The 19,571-nt window shown below is 32.1% G+C and carries 17 protein-coding genes and 1 other RNA gene; 11 read left to right on the top strand and 7 right to left on the bottom strand.

All coding sequences use genetic code 11. From position 1 onward, the window contains the following. The first annotated feature begins 11 nt into the window (after positions 1-11). The 4 genes from ACM55K_RS16570 to ACM55K_RS16555 all read left to right on the top strand — a co-directional run bounded on the left by ACM55K_RS16570 (position 12) and on the right by ACM55K_RS16555 (position 4,906). Entirely contained in the window at positions 12-1,211 is a 1,200-nt protein-coding gene (locus ACM55K_RS16570) for an MFS transporter (protein WP_416851386.1), read from the top strand. Further along, the gene (locus ACM55K_RS16565) at positions 1,195-3,219 is read left to right on the top strand and encodes a heavy metal translocating P-type ATPase (protein WP_416851384.1); all 2,025 of its coding nucleotides are present in this window, start codon (positions 1,195-1,197) and stop codon (positions 3,217-3,219) included. The genes ACM55K_RS16570 and ACM55K_RS16565 overlap by 17 nt, the downstream gene beginning before the upstream one ends. A gap of 76 nt (positions 3,220-3,295) precedes the next feature. Then, positions 3,296-4,429: an N-acetyl-alpha-D-glucosaminyl L-malate synthase BshA gene (gene bshA / locus ACM55K_RS16560; RefSeq protein WP_416851382.1), complete on the top strand. Its 1,134-nt coding sequence runs from the start codon at positions 3,296-3,298 to the stop codon at positions 4,427-4,429. Between the two features lie 48 nt (positions 4,430-4,477). Further along, positions 4,478-4,906, top strand: a complete 429-nt coding sequence (locus tag ACM55K_RS16555; protein WP_416851380.1) for a protease complex subunit PrcB family protein — start codon at positions 4,478-4,480, stop codon at positions 4,904-4,906. Positions 4,907-4,957: 51 nt separating this feature from the next. On the opposite strand, the gene ACM55K_RS16550 is transcribed toward ACM55K_RS16555, so the two are convergent. After that, positions 4,958-5,461: a hypothetical protein gene (locus ACM55K_RS16550; RefSeq protein WP_416851379.1), complete on the bottom strand. Its 504-nt coding sequence runs from the start codon at positions 5,459-5,461 to the stop codon at positions 4,958-4,960. Between the two features lie 322 nt (positions 5,462-5,783). On the opposite strand from ACM55K_RS16550, the gene aroC reads away from it, so the two are divergent. The 3 genes from aroC (at position 5,784) to ACM55K_RS16535 (ending at position 10,645) form a co-directional block, all read left to right on the top strand. Beyond that, positions 5,784-6,848 (top strand): chorismate synthase, encoded by a 1,065-nt coding sequence (gene aroC, locus ACM55K_RS16545; protein ID WP_416851377.1) that lies wholly within the window; start codon positions 5,784-5,786, stop codon positions 6,846-6,848. A 68-nt stretch (positions 6,849-6,916) separates the two neighbouring features. Then, positions 6,917-8,197 (top strand): dicarboxylate/amino acid:cation symporter, encoded by a 1,281-nt coding sequence (locus tag ACM55K_RS16540; RefSeq protein ID WP_416851375.1) that lies wholly within the window; start codon positions 6,917-6,919, stop codon positions 8,195-8,197. A 228-nt stretch (positions 8,198-8,425) separates the two neighbouring features. Beyond that, positions 8,426-10,645 carry a response regulator gene (locus tag ACM55K_RS16535; RefSeq protein ID WP_416851373.1) on the top strand — a complete coding sequence of 740 codons (2,220 nt, stop codon included), beginning with the start codon at positions 8,426-8,428 and terminating at the stop codon, positions 10,643-10,645. A 108-nt stretch (positions 10,646-10,753) separates the two neighbouring features. Here ACM55K_RS16535 and ACM55K_RS16530 read toward each other — a convergent pair whose 3' ends face one another. The 4 genes from ACM55K_RS16530 to ACM55K_RS16515 all read right to left on the bottom strand — a co-directional run bounded on the left by ACM55K_RS16530 (position 10,754) and on the right by ACM55K_RS16515 (position 14,175). Beyond that, positions 10,754-10,948 carry a hypothetical protein gene (locus tag ACM55K_RS16530; RefSeq protein ID WP_416851372.1) on the bottom strand — a complete coding sequence of 65 codons (195 nt, stop codon included), beginning with the start codon at positions 10,946-10,948 and terminating at the stop codon, positions 10,754-10,756. Between the two features lie 152 nt (positions 10,949-11,100). After that, positions 11,101-11,577 carry an Hsp20/alpha crystallin family protein gene (locus ACM55K_RS16525; RefSeq protein WP_416851371.1) on the bottom strand — a complete coding sequence of 159 codons (477 nt, stop codon included), beginning with the start codon at positions 11,575-11,577 and terminating at the stop codon, positions 11,101-11,103. A gap of 175 nt (positions 11,578-11,752) precedes the next feature. Next, entirely contained in the window at positions 11,753-13,006 is a 1,254-nt protein-coding gene (locus ACM55K_RS16520; protein ID WP_416851370.1) for a DEAD/DEAH box helicase, read from the bottom strand. Positions 13,007-13,143: 137 nt separating this feature from the next. Then, positions 13,144-14,175: a formimidoylglutamase gene (locus ACM55K_RS16515; RefSeq protein WP_416851369.1), complete on the bottom strand. Its 1,032-nt coding sequence runs from the start codon at positions 14,173-14,175 to the stop codon at positions 13,144-13,146. A gap of 104 nt (positions 14,176-14,279) precedes the next feature. On the opposite strand from ACM55K_RS16515, the gene ACM55K_RS16510 reads away from it, so the two are divergent. After that, positions 14,280-15,164 (top strand): hypothetical protein, encoded by an 885-nt coding sequence (locus ACM55K_RS16510; protein ID WP_416851368.1) that lies wholly within the window; start codon positions 14,280-14,282, stop codon positions 15,162-15,164. Positions 15,165-15,212: 48 nt separating this feature from the next. Here the strand turns inward: ACM55K_RS16510 and hutI are convergent, their stop codons facing one another. Together hutI and ACM55K_RS16500 are read right to left on the bottom strand one after the other, a co-directional pair. Then, a complete protein-coding gene (gene hutI / locus ACM55K_RS16505; protein WP_416851367.1) occupies positions 15,213-16,451 on the bottom strand; it encodes an imidazolonepropionase in 1,239 nt (412 codons plus the stop codon). 8 nt (positions 16,452-16,459) lie between these two features. Further along, complete coding sequence (locus tag ACM55K_RS16500) at positions 16,460-17,509, bottom strand: glutaminyl-peptide cyclotransferase (protein WP_416851366.1); 1,050 nt, start codon at positions 17,507-17,509, stop codon at positions 16,460-16,462. 88 nt (positions 17,510-17,597) lie between these two features. Between ACM55K_RS16500 and ffs the strand changes: the two genes are divergently transcribed. The 3 genes from ffs (at position 17,598) to fsa (ending at position 19,419) form a co-directional block, all read left to right on the top strand. Continuing rightward, positions 17,598-17,695: signal recognition particle sRNA small type (gene ffs, locus ACM55K_RS16495), an RNA gene on the top strand. 109 nt (positions 17,696-17,804) lie between these two features. After that, complete coding sequence (locus ACM55K_RS16490) at positions 17,805-18,608, top strand: SDR family oxidoreductase (protein ID WP_416851365.1); 804 nt, start codon at positions 17,805-17,807, stop codon at positions 18,606-18,608. A gap of 154 nt (positions 18,609-18,762) precedes the next feature. Then, positions 18,763-19,419: a fructose-6-phosphate aldolase gene (gene fsa / locus ACM55K_RS16485; RefSeq protein ID WP_416851364.1), complete on the top strand. Its 657-nt coding sequence runs from the start codon at positions 18,763-18,765 to the stop codon at positions 19,417-19,419. The last annotated feature ends 152 nt before the right edge of the window (positions 19,420-19,571 follow it).

Here is a 19,571-nt window from a genome sequence, read left to right as displayed (position 1 = left end):
AGCGATATAAAATGAAAAGATTTAATTACATAACAAAAACAGTCTGGGTATTATCATTGGTAAGTTTGTTTACTGACATGGCAAGTGAAATGCTTTATCCTATAATGCCTATTTACCTTAAAACGATAGGTTTTTCAATTGTGTTAATTGGTGTTTTAGAAGGATTTGCTGAAGCTTTGGCTGGATTGAGCAAAGGATATTTCGGAAAATTATCTGATAATTCTGGAAAACGGGTTCCCTTTGTACAACTGGGTTATAGTTTAAGTGCTGTTTCAAAACCAATGATGGCTGTATTTGTTTTCCCACTTTGGATATTTTTTGCTAGAGCCATTGATCGTTTCGGAAAAGGAATTCGTACCGGGGCGAGGGACGCTATTTTATCAGATGAAGCTACAGCAGAATCCAAGGGAAAAATTTTTGGATTTCATAGATCGATGGATACTTTGGGAGCTGTTTTAGGACCAGTTATCGCTTTAATTTATCTGTATTTTTATCCACAACAATACAAAACTCTTTTTTATATCGCTTTCATTCCAGGTTTACTTGCTGTATTTGCCTCCTTTTTGATCAAAGACAAAGCAAAAATCCATCCAATCGAAAAAAAGCCTACCTCCTTTTTCTCGTTTCTTAATTATTGGAAAACAAGTCCGGAACAATATCGAAAAGTAGTAGTCGGATTATTGGCATTTACATTATTTAATAGTTCTGATATTTTTTTGTTATTAAAAGCGAAACAAGCGGGTCTTGATGATACAAACGTAATTGGAATTTATATTTTTTATAATTTAGTATATGCGCTTTCTGCATTTCCAATAGGTATTTTAGCAGATAAAATAGGTTTAAAAAAGATGTTCATATTTGGATTATCTTTATTTGCCATTGTCTATTTTGGAATGGCTTTCAGTAAAAGTATTTATGCGATTGCGCTGTTCTTTTTTATTTATGGAGTTTATGCGGCCGCAACCGAAGGAGTTTCAAAAGCATGGATTAGCAATATTTCCGATAAAAAAGATACCGCCACAGCAATTGGCACCTATTCCGGATTTCAAAGTATTTGTACATTAATAGCAAGTTCCTTTGCAGGATTGATTTGGTATCAATTTGGAGCCAATACAACATTTATTACTTCAGCCGCAATCACACTTTTGGTTATTATTTACTTCTCTTTTTTTATAAAAGATAAAATTATTAAAAATGGCACACCAACATAAACAGGAAGCTGACGACAAAGAATCGTGTTGCACTTCAGAAGAAAAAATAGGTATTAAAACGAGCGAAGATGCCGGATGTTGTTCTTCTCATAATGAGTCAGAAAGTCATTCTGATCATGATCATGACCACGATCATTCCAATGGAAGTGATAGTGTTTTTAAAATGTTTTTACCTTCAATACTAAGTTTACTGTTACTACTAACAGCGATTGTATTTGATAATTATTTCCATCAAACCTGGTTTGTTGGTTGGGTTAGGATTGCGTGGTTTTGTGTTGCTTATATTCCAGTAGGTTTGCCAGTGTTAAAAGAAGCTTTTGAAAGTATACGCAAGGGCGCTATTTTTTCAGAATTTTTTCTAATGTGCATTGCTACACTTGGCGCTTTTGGAATTGGCCAATATGCTGAAGGCGTTGCCGTAATGTTGTTTTATTCTATTGGTGAATTATTCCAAATGTTAGCTGTAAAAAGAGCTAAATCAAGCATCAAGGCATTATTGGACCAAAGACCGGATTCAGCAAATGTTATTGAAGGCCTCGAAACTATTTCTAAAAAAGCTTCGGATATTACGATTGGTGAAATCATTCAATTAAAGCAGGGTGAAAAATTAGCTTTGGATGGGAAACTATTTTCAGAGCATGCCACTTTCAACACAGCGGCATTAACGGGAGAAAGCAAACCTAATACAAAATCAAAAGGCGAAATGGTTCTTGCCGGAATGATTAATCTGAATGCTGTCGCTGAAGTCGAAGTTACAGCCATTTTTACCGATAGTAAATTATCCAGAATTCTTGAAATGGTTCAGGAAGCCACCGCAAAAAAAGCGACAACCGAACTATTTATTAGAAAATTCGCCAAAATTTACACTCCAATAGTTGTTTTTCTGGCCATCGGAATTTGCTTGCTTCCTATGTTATTTGTGGAGAATTATGTGTTCAAAGATTGGTTGTACAGAGCATTAATTTTCTTAGTCATTTCTTGTCCTTGTGCATTGGTAATTTCTATTCCATTGGGTTATTTTGGTGGAATTGGCGCTGCAAGTAAAAATGGAATTTTAATTAAAGGGTCTACTTTTTTGGATATTTTAGCAGCTATTCAAGTTGTGGTTATGGATAAAACTGGAACACTGACCAAAGGTGTTTTTAAAGTCCAAAAAGTTGTAGCTATTGGAATTTCGGAAACTGATTTGGTGAAATATACAGCCGCAATTGAAACCAAATCGACACATCCTGTCGGTTCAGCGATAATTGAATATGCGAAAGATATTGTGAAAGACACTATAGTTACTGAGGTCAATGAAATTGCAGGTCATGGAATGAAAGGACTGGTTGATGGAAAAGAGATTTTAGTAGGAAGTACTAAATTGATGAAAAAATTCAACATTAGTTATGACGCTGAAATTGATACTATTCCATTTACAATTATAGTTGTTGCCCTCAATCAAAAATATGCGGGCTATTTTATCATTGCTGATGAAATTAAAGAAGATGCAAAAGAAGCCATTCAGAGCTTACACAAATTAAAAATCAAAACGATAATGCTTTCTGGTGATAATCAGGCAATAGTTTCGCTTGTCGCAAAAGAGTTGAATATTGACCAAGCTTTTGGGGAGTTATTGCCTGAAAACAAAGTTCAAAAAGTTTCAGTACTAAAAGAACAGCATTTAAAAATAGCATTTGTTGGAGATGGCGTAAATGATGCGCCAGTGATCGCTTTGGCCGATGTGGGAATCGCAATGGGCGGTTTAGGAAGTGATGCTGCCATTGAAACTGCAGATGTCGTTATTCAAAATGACCAACCAACAAAGATTTTTAAAGCAATACATATTGGAAAAAAGACAAAACAAATCGTCTGGCAAAATATTGGTTTAGCTTTTTCAGTAAAACTCATCGTTTTGATAATGGGTGCAGGAGGATTAGCCACCATGTGGGAAGCCGTTTTTGCAGATGTTGGTGTGGCTTTATTAGCCATTTTAAATGCTGTAAGAATCCAAAGAATGAAATTTTAAGGATAAAACTATTTAACTTAAATTTCCATAAAACCCATTCCTATTTTTATTAATTTCGTTTCATTAAAATACATACATGAAAATTGCAATAGTTTGTTATCCTACCTTTGGAGGAAGTGGTGTTGTCGCTACAGAATTAGGTCTTGAATTGGCACGACGTGGTCACGAAATACATTTTATAACCTACAGTCAGCCTGTACGTTTAGCGCTTTTAAATCCAAATGTGCATTACCACGAAGTGAATGTCCCTGAATATCCATTGTTTCATTATCAACCGTATGAATTGGCTTTGTCAAGCAAATTGGTCGACATGGTGAAACTTTATAAAATTGAATTAATGCATGTGCATTATGCCATTCCTCATGCTTATGCGGGTTATATGGCAAAACAAATGCTAAAAGATGAAGGAATTAATATTCCAATGGTGACTACACTCCACGGAACCGATATTACTTTAGTTGGAAATCATCCCTTTTATAAACCTGCAGTAACCTTCAGTATTAATAAATCTGATTTTGTTACTTCAGTTTCCCAAAGTTTAAAAGATGATACCCTTAAATTATTTAATATAAAAAATGAAATTGAGGTTATTCCAAACTTTATCGAATTGGATAAAAACGTAAATGATCCCAGTATTGCTTGTCATCGTTCTGTAATGGCAAAAGAGAATGAGCGGATAATAACTCATATCAGTAATTTTAGAAAAGTAAAACGAATTCCTGATGTCATTAAAATATTTTATAATATTCAAAAAGAAATTCCAGCTAAATTGATGATGGTAGGTGATGGTCCGGAAAAAGAAAAAGCGGAATATCTATGCCAAGAATTAGGAATTCAGGATAAAGTTATCTTTTTTGGGAATAGCAATGAAATCGATAAAATATTAAGTTATACAGATTTATTCTTGCTGCCATCTGAAACTGAAAGTTTTGGTCTTGCCGCTCTTGAAGCAATGGCTTGGTCAGTTCCTGTAATTTCTAGTAATTCAGGAGGTTTATCAGAAGTTAATTTTGATGATATTTCTGGTTATTTGAGTGATGTAGGTAATACTGATGAAATGGCTGTGAATGCACTGAAAATTTTGAAAGATGATACTACTCTGAATAAATTTAAAGAGAATGCTCTTTCGATTGCTAAAAAGTTTGATATTAAAAACATCTTACCTTTATATGAAAACTTATATAAAAAAGCAATAAATAAATATTTATAGGTTACTTTTCAAATAGATTCTTAATCTGATACATTAAAAAAATAAAAAATGAAAAAAATCCCTGCATTATTTGTTGCTGTATTATTATTTTCATGTGGCGCTTCTTCCACAAAAAGCTCAGATAAAAAACCTTTATTTGAAGTCTTAACCCAACAAAATGATGGTGGAGCAAGTATTCGCTTTTTTGAAATTCTTTCGGAGCCAAATGAAATTAAAATGTTGCAGAATGATGAAAATCTAAAAAATAAAATTAGCCCAAATGATATTCAGAATTCTAATTTTATTATTTTGAATATGGGAGAAAAAATATCTGGAGGATACAAAATAGGAATTGATACTGTTGTAGAAACAGATAAAAACATAATTATAACTGTGAAGGAAACAATACCTGAACCCGGTGGCATGGTAACTCAAGCTTTTACAAATCCTTTTTGTGTAGTTAAGATAAATTCTAAAAAAGAAATCATTATTAAATAAAAAAATGCCACTATTTCTAGTGGCATTTTTAAATATATGTAGTACTAAATATTAGAATTGGTATCTAAGACCTAATGCAATATCTGAACCGTAATTGTTTTCGTAATATCCATTTCCTCCAAACTCAGGTCTGAAATCTAATGAAATTAACAAAGGGATATCAAAGTTATATTCAATTCCAATATCTCCCGCTGCAAATGCAAACGTATCATTATAAGAAGTATTGTTATTATCATAACTGTAACTACCTAATCCTCCACCAACACCTGCATACCAGTTGAAACCTCCGTCAATGTTCCATACCCATTGGTACAAAGCTGCTAGTTTCACTGCATTGTCATCATAACCATTGTTGTTATAATTATTTCTATTTCTCCAACCTAAATCAAGTTCAAGTCTATTGTTGCTTCCTAATGCTCTTTGGTAAGAAAGTTCTCCACCAAAACCATTATTGCCTCCTAAACGTAAACCTAGCGCGTTTTTTGAAATGTCTTGTGCCTGTGTGGTAAATGCTAATCCCATTAACATAATAGCCGATAAAATAATTTTTTTCATAAGTTGAGTATTTGTTTTTGCAATATTACAGTCTTAAAGGTATTATAAATTTATAGAATTTTTATGAAAAGTTATAAAATTCACACTTTTAGATTGTACTATTTTAATGACGATAATTAAATTTAAAATATTTTGTTTAAAAAAAGGTAACTACTTGGCTACTTAAAAATGGACTCAATTTGAAGATGTTTCCAATAAATGGTTTTTAATATGAATTCAAAGCTAATAAATACGCATTGTTTTTTTAAAGTTTATCCTGAAATCTCTGGATAAGCTTTTAAACTTTAAACTAAAATAGTACTTTTGTTCAAAACTTAATATAATGGCAGGAAATAGCTACGGAACACTATTTAGAATAACAACTTTTGGAGAATCACACGGAGAAGCTTTAGGCGGAATAATCGATGGTTGTCCTTCAGGAATAGCAATAGATCTAGAAGCAATTCAATTTGAAATGTCAAGAAGAAAGCCAGGTCAATCGGCTATTGTTACCCAAAGAAAAGAACCAGATGATGTACAATTCCTATCTGGAATTTTTGAAGGTAAAACCACAGGAACACCTATCGGTTTCATAATTCCCAATACCAATCAAAAATCAGATGATTACTCTCATATAAAAGATAATTACAGACCAAGTCATGCGGATTATGTATATGAAAAAAAATACGGAGTACGTGATTATCGCGGTGGTGGACGTAGCTCTGCTCGTGAAACCGCAAGTAGGGTAGTAGCGGGAGCAATTGCAAAACAAATGTTACCCGAAATCAAGATTAATGCCTACGTTTCTTCTGTAGGTCCTATATTTTTGGAAAAACCATACCAGGAATTAGATTTTTCAAAAACCGAAAGTAATCCTGTTCGCTGTCCTGATGAAGCATCAGCAATAATCATGGAGGAATACATACGCGATATTCGCAAACAAGGGGATACCGTAGGTGGAACTGTAAGTTGTGTGATTCAAAATGTGCCTATTGGTTTAGGAGAGCCTGTTTTTGATAAGCTTCATGCTGAACTTGGTAAAGCAATGTTATCTATCAATGCTGTAAAGGGTTTTGAATTTGGAAGCGGATTTGAAGGTGTCAAAATGAAAGGAAGCGAACACAATGATTTATACAATCCTGATGGAACAACTAAAACCAATCTTTCAGGCGGAATTCAAGGTGGAATAAGTAATGGAATGGATATCTATTTCCGTGTGGCTTTCAAACCTGTGGCAACAATTATGCAAAAACAAGAATCATTAGACAATAAAGGGAATATTACTGAAATGACAGGAAAAGGACGTCATGATCCTTGCGTAGTTCCTCGTGCAGTTCCTATTGTAGAAGCTATGGCAGCTATAGTGTTAGCTGATTTTTATTTGATTAATAAAACCTATTTAAAATAGAATTGCATACTCAGTATTTTGACGAGCTAAATACGGAGCCATAACCTTGAAATCAATTTGCTAATTTAATGAACACAACTACAACCAAGAAACCATCATTTTTTTCAGGCTTAACCGGCCAAATTCTAATAGCAATGCTTTTAGGCGCCGTTTTAGGAATCGTTATTCATAATTCAATTTCTGCAGAAGCAGCCCAATCATTTAGTAATAAGATAAAAATGCTGGCTACAGTTTTTATTAGATTGGTTCAAATGATAATTTCCCCATTGGTATTTACAACTCTTGTAGTAGGAATTGCTAAATTAGGGGATATCAAAGCGGTAGGAAGAATTGGAGGTAAAGCATTAGGTTGGTTTTTTTCAGCGTCTTTTATATCCTTATTATTAGGGATGTTTTTTGTAAACTTACTGGAGCCAGGAGTTGGACTTAATTTATCAAATGTTGATTTGGCTTCTGTTTCAGAAGTAACAGCAAAAACTCAAAACATATCTTTCGAAAACTTTATCGAGCATATTGTTCCTAAAAGTATTTTTGAGGCGATGGCAACTAATGAGATTTTGCAAATTGTTATTTTTTCCATTTTTTTCGGATTAGCAGCAGCATCTTTAGGAGATTATGTAAAACCAGTTATAAATGCATTAGACAAAACATCTCATATTGTTTTAAAAATGGTAAACTACGTAATGAAGTTTGCTCCAATAGGTGTTTTTGGTGCTATTGCAGGCGTATTTGCAGTAAGAGATTTTCAGGAATTAGCAATTACATATTTCAAATTCTTTGGCTCTTTCTTAATAGGAATTTCGTCAATTTGGATTGTATTAATACTAATAGGATATATTTTTCTTAAAAGAAGAATGACAGTTTTGCTTAAAAGAATTGTAGGTCCTTTAATCATTGCCTTTGGTACAACAAGCAGTGAAGCCGTTTTTCCTAAACTTACGGAAGAATTAGAACGTTTTGGAGTAAAAGATAGAATTGTTTCTTTCATGTTGCCATTAGGGTATTCTTTTAATTTAGACGGGAGTATGATGTACATGACATTTGCCAGTATTTTTATAGCACAGGCTTATGGAGTTCATTTAGATTTGGGGACACAAATGACAATGCTTTTGGTATTGATGCTTACCAGTAAGGGAATTGCAGGTGTACCAAGAGCAAGTTTAGTGGTAGTAGCGGCAACTTGCGGAATGTTTAAAATTCCTATTGAAGGAATTGCTTTAATTTTACCAATAGATCATTTTTGTGACATGTTTCGTAGTGCAACTAATGTTTTGGGGAATGCATTAGCTACATCAGTTGTAGGACAATGGGAAAGTGAAGATGAAAATGAAACTGCACTAGAAGAATAACTAAATTTAATTTTTATAAAACCAAAAAACCTATTTGATTTTTTCAAATAGGTTTTTTTATTTAAAATTATTTACTCAAGTTCAGATCGACTATAACTTTTCCTTTTTTTAATATTTTATTTTGGAAAACTATAATTTTTATAAAAATTTGTGTTTTATAATATTATAAACAAAGACAGTACTTTTCTTATTAATATATTTGTATATTTGGCTTAAGTATAGCAACATATGTATCAAATCAGAATCGTTTTATTACTATTAATATTAAATTTTTTTAATATTAATTGTTATTCTTTAACTCCAACTCCTTCAAAAAAAGAAATTACAAAATTAACAAAACAAGCTTCTAAATACTTGCGGAATTCTAATTTTGAAAAATCATTAATAACTTCAAGACGTGCTTTACATCAAGCTATAAATACTAAGGATGATAATCTAATTGCCATTTCCTATAATACAATTGGGGCAAATTATGAAAAATTATCAGAATATAGTAAAGCCATCTTTTTTTATAAAAAAGCGTTGGCTTATGCTAATAAAACTTCGAACGACACTATAAAAGCCTGGATTAATAATAATTTAGGAAATATATATAGTTTTGAAAAAAAGCAATACAAACTAGGAATTAATTATTATAAAAATTCATTAGAGCATAGCAGAAAAATTTCCGATTCAAGTGAGATTGTTTTAACAAAATTGAACATCACATGGGCTTATTTTGATATTGGCCTTTTTGATGAAGGTTTTTCGTATTTAAAATTTATCAATAAATACCATAAAAAGTATGGAAATGAGACAACGATTGTTGCCTTAAATATGCTCAACGGAATGTACTATGGTTTTAAAGGAAATCATGAAAAAGCTACAGCATCATTTTTAAATGCTATAAAATTAGGGAATAAAGGAATTGAGAAATCAGATTTGTCATTTACGCATCAGGAATATTCTAAGTATTTATTAAATAATGGTGAATACAAAAAAGCATACGAAAATCTAGCAATTTATAATAAAATTACAGAGGAACTCAATAATAAAGAGATACTTAGGAAGGCTAATATGGCCGGCATTAATCTCGAATTAGACGAATATAAAAGAGAGATTGATAAAATTGAAACCGAGAAAGATTTACAATATCAAAGTTTGAAGAAATCTAGAACTATTGTCATATTGTTCATTGTTGTATTGTGTTTCTTATTAATCCTGCTTTATACTTTGTTTAAAAATAATAATTTTAAGAAAAAAACAAATAAAGAACTGTCTCTTGCCAATGACAAATTGGTTATTGCCAAAGAAAAAGCAGAAGAAGCATCCATACTCAAATCACAATTTGTTTCTACTATCACTCATGAATTGAGAACACCTTTATATGGAGTGGTTGGAATTACTAATATGTTATTAGATGAACATAAAGAATTAGCAAACAGCCCACACCTGAGTTCTCTAAAGTTTTCAGCAAGATATTTATTGTCACTTGTAAATGATGTTCTTCAAATTAATAAAATTGAAGAAAACAGAATTGTTCTTGAAAATATGACGTTCAATATTTCGGATGAGATAAACATGATTAAAAACTCATTGTCATTCATCGCTAAGAATAATAATAATTTTATCATTGTCAATATTGATTCGGCAATTCCAGAATATTTGATTGGAGATAAGCTAAGACTTTCTCAAATAGTGATAAATTTAGTAAGTAACGCGCTAAAATTCACCAAAAATGGAGAGGTATTTATTGATGTGAATTTAGTGAAAGTAACTAATAAGTCCCATTCTATAGAGTTTAAGATAAAGGATACTGGGGTAGGAATTGCAATAGAAGATCAGGATAAGGTTTTTGAAAAATTTGTTCAAGTTGGAAGAAAAGAAGTAGATTATCAAGGTACAGGTTTAGGATTATCTATCGTGAAGCGTTTATTAGGTTTATTTGGGAGTGATATTACGCTTGAAAGTACAATTGGTGTTGGAACTGTATTTACATTTACAATTGCTTTTGAATTTGATCCGGAGAAAACCAATGAAATAATATATAACATCCCAGTTGATTTATCTTCGAATAAAAAATTGAAAGTTTTAGTGGTCGAAGACAATAAAATCAACCAAATTGTTACTGAAAAAATTCTCAAAAAAAATAATTATACTTGTACTCTGGTAGATGATGGCTATAAGGCTATCAAAATTCTTGAAGAGGAGAATTTTGATATTATTTTAATGGACATCAATATGCCTTTAATAAATGGTTTTGAAACTTCAAGAAGAATCCGATCTAAAGGGATTGAAACTCCTATTATTGCATTAACAGCATTTGATAAAGAAGAAATTACTGAAGAAGCTATTTCAGCTGGAATCGATGATATTATTGTAAAACCTTTTGATTCGGCTAAGTTATTTAAAATTATCAATGTCTTGATTACAAAAAATAAGAGAAATGATTTAACAATGGTTTTTTAGTTTTGATTTAAAAGATGATTTTATCAAAATTTCATTTTGGCATTGATAATATATAAACATAAAAAAATGGAGTCTTAAAAGCTCCATTTTTTAATAACTACATCTTTTCTAAATAAAAAGTACTTCGTTTTCTTTAGAATACATTTGCAGCAATAATGGATGTGGTGTTTTTTTATTTCCCGAAGCATCAAGAGTGATTTTTATTTCAAGTTTTGGATGAGTCAGTTCGTACTCTTTATTTTGAACGTTTCTATAATCTATTAAAGATTGATTTTTTTTGAAAAAATGTTTCGACGGCTTCATAATATCACTTTTTGATGTTATTTTTAATTGTCTTCTAATGAATTTGGATTGGTAGAGAAACTAGTGCGTCAAAATTAAAATCGTTAAACCAATACTTAAAATGGCTTAACGATTTTAATCTATTGTTTAATATTAAGGATATATTAAAAAAATTATTTGATAGCAATAGTTTTGTGTTCTTTTCTCTTAGCGCCTTCTTTTTTAGCAATAACAATATGGAGAATTCCATCTTTGTAACTTGCTTCTATTTTACTTTCATCTATATATTCTGGTAAATTGAAGGATCTGAAAAAAGATTGATAACTAAATTCTTTTCGAATGTAATTATCTTTTTTTCTTGTTTCTTCTTTCTCTTCTTCTTTTTCTGAAGAAATCATCAGCATGTTGTTATCAATTTCAACTTTAAAATCTTCTTTTTTTAAACCTGGAGCAGCTAGATCAACTTCTAATTTATCTTCTGTTTCTTTTAAGTTTACAGAAGGTAAATTACTGCCAATTGTTGTAAAATTTTTATCTGCCCAATCAAAAAGATCTCTGGATACAAAATCATCAAAAAAGGTGTTCACTGACGGAAATAGGCCAGTATTAATTGAAGGGAAAGCACTGTTTCTTTTAACTAAATTTTCCATATTGTTTAATTTAAATGTTTAAATAAGTTAAATCAAATTTAATGAAATTATTTACTTTAAAAGTATAATTAATACATAAAACGTTGAAAACAAGTCTATTAACGACAAAATGCCTTTTTAACTAGAGTTAGAAAGACATTTCTTATATATTATGATTTAGTACTAAAAAAAACAACTAATACCAGCGTTTCTTATTTTGTTTTGAAACTTCAGATTTTCTGGATTTATGTGCACCAGCACTACGATTTGAATTTTTTTGAGCAGCGGCAGGAGCAGTTTCGGGACTTCCTGAATGCCAAGGATAAGGATGGTCGTTTACTGTTTGTACATCCACTTTTATTAGTTTTTGAATGTCTTTCCAATACGCATGTTCGTCTTTGCTGCAAAAAGAAATAGCAATACCTCCATTTCCGGCACGACCAGTTCTACCTATTCTATGGACATACGTTTCAGGAATGTTTGGCAGATCAAAATTGATGACAAATGGCAATTGGTCAATATCAATTCCTCTTGCAGCAATATCAGTAGCGACTAAAACGCCTACTTCTTTATTTTTGAAAGCATCCAGAACTCGTTGTCTTGCATTTTGAGATTTGTCTCCATGTATGGCTTCAGCTGCAATATTGTTTTTGCGTAATGCTTTTACAACATTATCTGCACCATGTTTGGTTCTGGAAAAAACCAATACATCGGATAGATTTTCATTTTTTATCAAATGATAAAGTAGATTTCTTTTTTCTGTTTTTTCGACAAAATAAACGCGTTGTTCTACATTTTCGGCAGTTGATGATACTGGTGAAACTGTAACTGTTGCTGGATCTGTAAGAAACATTTCGGCTAATTCTCTAATGGCAATTGGCATTGTAGCAGAGAAAAATAATGTTTGTCTATTTTTTGGAGTAAGCTTTACAATTTTCTTTACATCATTTACAAATCCCATATCAAGCATTTGATCCGCCTCGTCAAGAACCAAAGTATGTAAGTGATCTAAATCAATAAAACCTTGTTTGTGTAAATCTAGTAATCTTCCTGGCGTAGCTACCAAAATATCGACACCATTTCGTAAGGTATCCACTTGAGGATTTTGTGAAACTCCACCAAAAATGGTCAGTTGAGTCAAGTTGGTATATTTGCCATAAGTATCAAAGCTTTGTCCAATTTGAACGGCTAATTCTCGGGTTGGAGTAACTACCAAAGCACGAATTTGTTTTGCTTTTTTAGATGAACCTACAATTCTGTGTAATTGATGTATGATTGGAATAGCAAATGCGGCTGTTTTTCCTGTTCCTGTTTGTGCGCATCCTATTAAATCTCTACCGGCTAATACTAGCGGGATAGATTGTTCTTGAATAGGAGTCGGGCTGGTGTAGCCTTGTTCAAATACGGCTTTTTGTATACTTTTTGAAAGTGATAAATCTTCGAATAACATGTTTTTGGTATTAAATATCTTGTATTAAGTACATAGATAGTGAGGCAAAGATAGTATTAATATTTTTGATGACTGTTTTACGCTATTCTCGAAATAATTTCTGGAGTTGAAAAGAAGAAATTCAGCAATAAAATAGACTATTGATTATTAGATTTAATAAAATCGGTTATCAGATAGCCTATAAGTTTACCTATTAAATGATTGTTTTTGTCTTCTCCTAAATCAGGTGCACCTTCACAAATATGTAAATAGGTAGCATTTTTATTTTTTGCAAAAAAAGAAATAAATTGGCGAAGTTGTTCTACAGAGAAGCCACTCAATGTCATTGCACTGCATGCAATATTGGGGATTGCATCAAGATCAATTTCAATTCCGTAAAAATCGTCATTTATAAATTCTAAGGCTTGAGCCATTTCTTGATTGAAATCTTTTTCTTTTCGGATGTTTACACTATCATAAGTATTATAGCGCACACGGTCTTCAATTTTTTTGATGATGTCCAAAACACTTTTAGAAGTGTAATTTTCGTGCAAACCAAAAATAAAATATTTTTTTAGAAAACCTTCTTCGAAAGCATATGAAAAACCGTTACCGCTGTGACGGCCTTCTAAAATTCTAAAATCAGAATGAGCATCAAAATTTATTGCATTTACAGGTTTTCCTTTGGCAAGAGCAGCACCTTTTATATTTCCATAGGCATTATTATGTCCTCCACCGATAACTATTGGCGTTTTTCCTAATTTTATAATATTAAAAATTATATGGGAAACATCCTTATCAATTTTTTCTACTAGTTGACTTAATTTGGAACGATCGTCAATATCATTAAAGTCTAAATGTTCCACTTCTTTCATTTCTTCAGTCACGTTCAATTGTCCCAAGACAACCAGTTGACTTCCTTTGCAAAAACGATTGTGTTGAATATTAGCAATGCTTTTTATGGCACTATCCCAAGCTGATGCTGCACCGGGTCTGCCAAAATTAGCTCTTATTCCTATATCTTCAGGGATTCCTACTAAAACATATTTAGCATCGCAAGTTTTTAGAAATGCAATAGGGTCAGCCTCTTTAGGAACTGTTATCATTTTCTCACCAAATTTTATTTCACCACTTCTGTGGTTCGTGATTTTTGCAAGATCATTAATTGTAAACGGGATAATTTTTTCCATTAAAAAAAATATTTTTTTTCAAAAATAATATAATTGTGTTAACTTACGTTATTACCTAGTTATATATTGTTAAATTTGTATAAAATAAAAATTAAAATCAAATTATGGAAAATCAAAAAAGCAGTTCAAGTCTTAAAGCGGTTATAGCGGTTTTAGCAGTTTTGTTAGTGGGAAGTTTAGTGTATATTTTTAAAATGACTTCTGATGCTGATGTAGTTAAAACAGAATTAAAATCTACATTGACCGAAAAAGAATCCGTTATGAAAGATTTACAAGAATTAAAATCTACTTATGATGCTGCAATTGCGGAAAACACATCAATGTCTGATGAGTTAATTCAAGAAAGAGATAAAGTGGTAAACTTAATGTCTGATTTAAGTAAATCTAAAGGTGATGTAGCTTCTATGTCGAAATATAAAACACAATTCACTGCTTTGCAAGGGAATATGAAAGTTTTAATGGCCGAGAATGAAGGGTTGAAAAAACAAAATACAACTCTAACTACACAACGCGATAGTACGGTTGTTGTATTAGGAGAGACTAAGAAGAATGTGGAATCATTAACAGGTCAAAATGAAGAACTAGCAAAAGTTGTTGAAAAAGGTTCAAAATTAACTATTTTAAATACAAGAGGTTCAGCTTTCAAATTAAGAAGTTCTGGAAAACAAATAGAAACTGATAAAGCAAGTAGAGCAGATGCTCTTAGAGTTAGTTTTACAATTGCTGAAAATCAAATTGCACAATCAGGAGATAAAACGTATTACGTTCAAGTAATTGACAGTAAAAATAATGTGGTAGGAGACAAAAAAACAGAGACTTTTGGAGATAATACTTTAACATACAGTTTTGCAACTAATGTTACATATGAAAATAAAACGGTTAATGTTTCACAGGACCTAAAAGGAAAAAATTTCGAAAAAGGGAATTATTTTGTAAATGTTTTTGATAAAGGTGAATTAGTTTCTAAAACAAGTTTTACTTTGAAATAATATTTTAAAGCATAAAATAAAAAAGAGGAACATTTGTTCCTCTTTTTTTTATTCAAAAATTTTACCTTCTATTAGTATAGCATCAATAAGATTACTGCCAAAAGCGTAAGGTAATTGATAGTAGGAGGAGATAGGTTTCGTGATAATAAGGTTTGCTTTTTTACCAATAGTTATACTTCCATGAGTTTCTGAAATTCCCATAGCATATGCTCCATTTATTGTGGCTGCATTTATAGCTTCTTCCGGAGTCATTTTCATTTTGATACAAGCAGTGGCAACCACAAAATTCATGTTTCCTGACGGAGTAGAACCAGGATTATAATCGGTTGCTAGTGCCAATGGAAGTCCTGCGGTTATCATTTCTCGTGCAGGAGTATAAGGAATACTCAAGAAATAAGAACAGGATGGTAGAGCCACTGGCATTGTTTCCGTATTCTTTAAAGTATTAATATCTTCCGTTGTCATGACTTCTAAATGATCTACTGAAAGTGCGTTGTATTTTATTCCAGCCTGAATTCCTCCAATAGAATTAAATTGGTTGACATGAATTTTTGGCTTTAAGCCAAAGCGAATTCCAGCTTCCATGATTTGTTCCGTTTCTTCAACAGTAAAATAGCCAGTTTCGCAAAATGCGTCTATAAAATCTGCCAGTTTATTTTTGGCAATTTCAGGAAGCATTTGGTTGATGATTACATCAATATATCCTTGATAGTTTCCTTTAAATTCTAATGGGAAAGCGTGAGCACCAAGAAAAGTTGCTTTTATGGTTATGGGATAGTTTTTTGCGAGGCGTTGAATAACGCGAAGCATTTTCAACTCTCCATCAAATGTTAGTCCGTATCCTGATTTGATTTCGACTGCCCCAGTTCCTAAACGCATAATTTCTTCGAGCCGAACTTTAGATTGATTGTAGATTTCTTCTTCAGTGGATTCGTTTAGTTTTTTTGCCGAATTTAAGATTCCACCACCACGATTGGCAATTTCTTCATAAGTCAATCCATTTATTCTATCAACGAATTCTTGTTCCCTATTACCAGCATAAACAATATGGGTGTGACTGTCACACCAGGAAGGTAAAACCATTTTTCCGGTAGCATCAATAGTTTTATCAGCATTTATTTTAGGAAAATTATCCATCGGGCCAAAATCAGCAATTAAGTTGTCTTTAATTACTATAAAAGCATTTTTAATAGTAGGAAGAATAGCCATTTCAGCACCAGACACTTTTGAAATTGAAGTTTCCCGAACCTGAAGTAATTCCTTTATATTGATGATGAGTGTTGTCATTTGAAAAATTATTCTGAAACTTTTATTTCAAACATTTTATCCCAATTTTTACCAGTTACAAAAATGGTTTTAGTTTTTGGGTTGTAGGCAATTCCGTTTAAAACATCTTCCGGAGTTACATTAATTAATTTTCTTAAACCAGACATGTCCAAAATACCCTCGACTGCTCCATTTACAGGATTTACAACAGCGATAGCGTCTTTTTGCCAAACATTCGTGTAAATTCTTCCATTAATCCATTCCAATTCGTTGATAGCTTTGATTTTAGAATTCCCAGAATACACATTTATATAGTCAATCATTTTTTGGGTATTCGGATCCATTTTCCAGATTTTTTCCGTTTTATCCGTTTGATAAATGTATTTACCGTCATTGGTCATACCCCAACCTTCAATATCTTTATCATATGCAAAGGTTTTTTCTAGTTTTAAAGTTTTTGCATCATAGATAAAACCTGTTTTTTCCTGCCAAGTCAATTGATACATTTTGTCATTTAGAAAAGTAATTCCTTCTCCAAAATATTTTTTATCAAGGTCAATTTGTTTAAAAACTTTTCCAGTTTTGTAATCGTATTTTCTAAAATAAGATTTCCCATTTTGCCCAGTGCTTTCATATAAAGTATCTTTATAAAACTCTAAACCTTCGGTAAAAGATTCCTTATCGTGCGGATATGTATTGATGATTGTGTATTTCAATAATTTTGGCTGAATATTAGAAACTAATTCTACTCTTGCTGTAGCTTCTGAGTTTTCTCCTTCGTAATATACTAAGGCTTTTAGGTTTTGGTACCCTAATTTTTGGTCTTTCAATTGAAACGTTAGTTTGTCAAGTCCTTTCTTTGAAGCTATTTTTTTATCATTTACGTAATAGATAATACTGTCAATTGTTTTCGAATTTGGGTTCGAAATTCCTAATTCTATTGCTTCTTGTGGTTGATATTGCTCCTTGAATTTAGAAATATCAAAGGTAAATAAAGTATTTTCTCCTTTTTTTGTCTCGTTGCAACTTGCTAAAGTGATTCCTAATAAAATGAAAGATAGGAAGTTATAATTTCTCATAGTTTGATTTTTTGATGCACCAATATACAACGTTATTTTTATAGGTACAAAGCACTTGCAAAAATATAAAAAGTTTGTATATTTGCACCGGCAAGTCCTACACGACCAGCTCCTGCAGACTCCCCCAGGATGGGAACATAGCAAGGGTACGTGGTTGAGCGGTGCGATGTAGGTCGCTTGCCATTTTTAAATTTGAATTTATTTCAGATTCTTTTCAAAATTCACACAAATAAGTAGTCTTCCTTCGGGAGGATTTTTTTATTTTTGGACCTTTCGTACAACAAACATCATAAACATGAATAAAGTAGTTCTAATTACAGGAGGTTCTTCAGGAATAGGAAAATCTATTGGCGAGTTTTTGCATCAAAAAGGTTTTGTTGTTTATGGAACCAGTAGAAATCCGGAACGAATCTTAAATTCTGTTTTTCCTTTGGTAGCTTTAGATGTTCGTGATACGGATTCGATTCATGCGGCTGTTGCCAAAGTTATTGCTATTTCAGGAAGACTGGATGTTGTAATCAATAATGCAGGTGTTGGAATTACAGGACCGCTGGAAGAAATTCCAATGCATGAAATCAAGAATAATTTTGAGACCAATTTTTTTGGACCTATTGAAGTGATGAAAGCGGTGTTACCACAAATGCGTTCGCAAAAATCAGGATTGATTATCAATATTACTTCTATTGCTGCCTATATGGGTTTGCCATATCGAAGTGTTTATTCCGCTTCAAAAGGAGCTTTAGAACTAATTACAGAAGGGTTGCGCATGGAAGTGAAGGCGTTTGGCGTTCATATTACGAATGTGGCTCCAGGTGATTTTGCCACAAATATTGCTTCAGGACGTTTTCATGCCCCGGTTATTAAAGGTTCTGCTTATGAAAGTCCGTATGGAAATACATTAAAAACTATGGATGAACATGTAGATAGTGGTAGTAATCCAAATGAAATGGCAGAAGCGGTGTATAAAATTATTCAAACTCCGGAGCCTAAAATTCATTATAAAATAGGTGTTTTTATGCAAAAATTTTCGATTGTCTTGAAGAGAATTTTACCGGATAAAGTATATGAAAAAATGCTTATGAACCATTATAAGTTGTAATTTTGCACCGAATTTTATGAGCATGAGGGATTGCAGTGAAAATCCTTTTACTTTTTTCTTTAAAAAGTAAAAGATTATAACGGAAAGCCCGACCCGAAGTTTTTCACGAGGGTCATGCCCAAATTTTAAAAACACACAATTAAATAGATATATTATGAAGTTTTTTATTGACACGGCTAATTTAGCTCAAATTAAAGAAGCACATGCATTAGGCGTTTTGGATGGCGTTACTACAAATCCATCCTTGATGGCAAAAGAAGGAATCACAGGGAAAAATAGCATTTTGAAACATTACGTTGATATTTGTAATCTTGTTGATGGTGATGTAAGTGCCGAAGTAAATGCATTGGATTTTGACGGAATGGTTAAAGAAGGTGAAGAATTAGCTGATTTACACGATCAAATTGTAGTGAAATTGCCAATGACCAAAGAAGGTGTTATAGCTGCCAAATACTTTTCGGATAAAGGAATTAAAACCAATGTTACTTTAGTATTCTCTGCTGGTCAAGCTTTATTGGCTGCAAAAGCTGGAGCTACTTATGTTTCTCCATTTATTGGTCGTTTGGACGATATCTCTACAGACGGTTTGGCTTTGATTGAAGAAATCAGATTGATTTATGATAACTATGGTTATGAAACTCAAATTCTTGCTGCTTCAGTTCGTCACACGATGCACATTGTAAACTGTGCAAAAATTGGTGCCGATGTTATAACTGGACCACTTTCGGCTATTCACGGTTTATTGAAACACCCATTGACTGATATTGGATTGGCACAGTTTGTTGCTGATTTCGAGAAAGGAAATAAATAAAAAAGTTTTCGGTGAGCAGTTTTCAGTCTCAGTGAATGTCTAGTCCTGAAATAGTGATACAGGATTAATAAAAATAAAAATACAATTTTTAAACAGTAGTAAGCAACAGTTTACTACTGTTTTTTATTTTATAGGTTCTCATTTTAATTTGT

Source organism: Flavobacterium arabinosi, from assembly GCF_048158725.1.
GTDB classification, from domain to species: domain Bacteria; phylum Bacteroidota; class Bacteroidia; order Flavobacteriales; family Flavobacteriaceae; genus Flavobacterium; species Flavobacterium arabinosi.
This window is presented reverse-complemented; position numbering and strand designations above follow the sequence as displayed.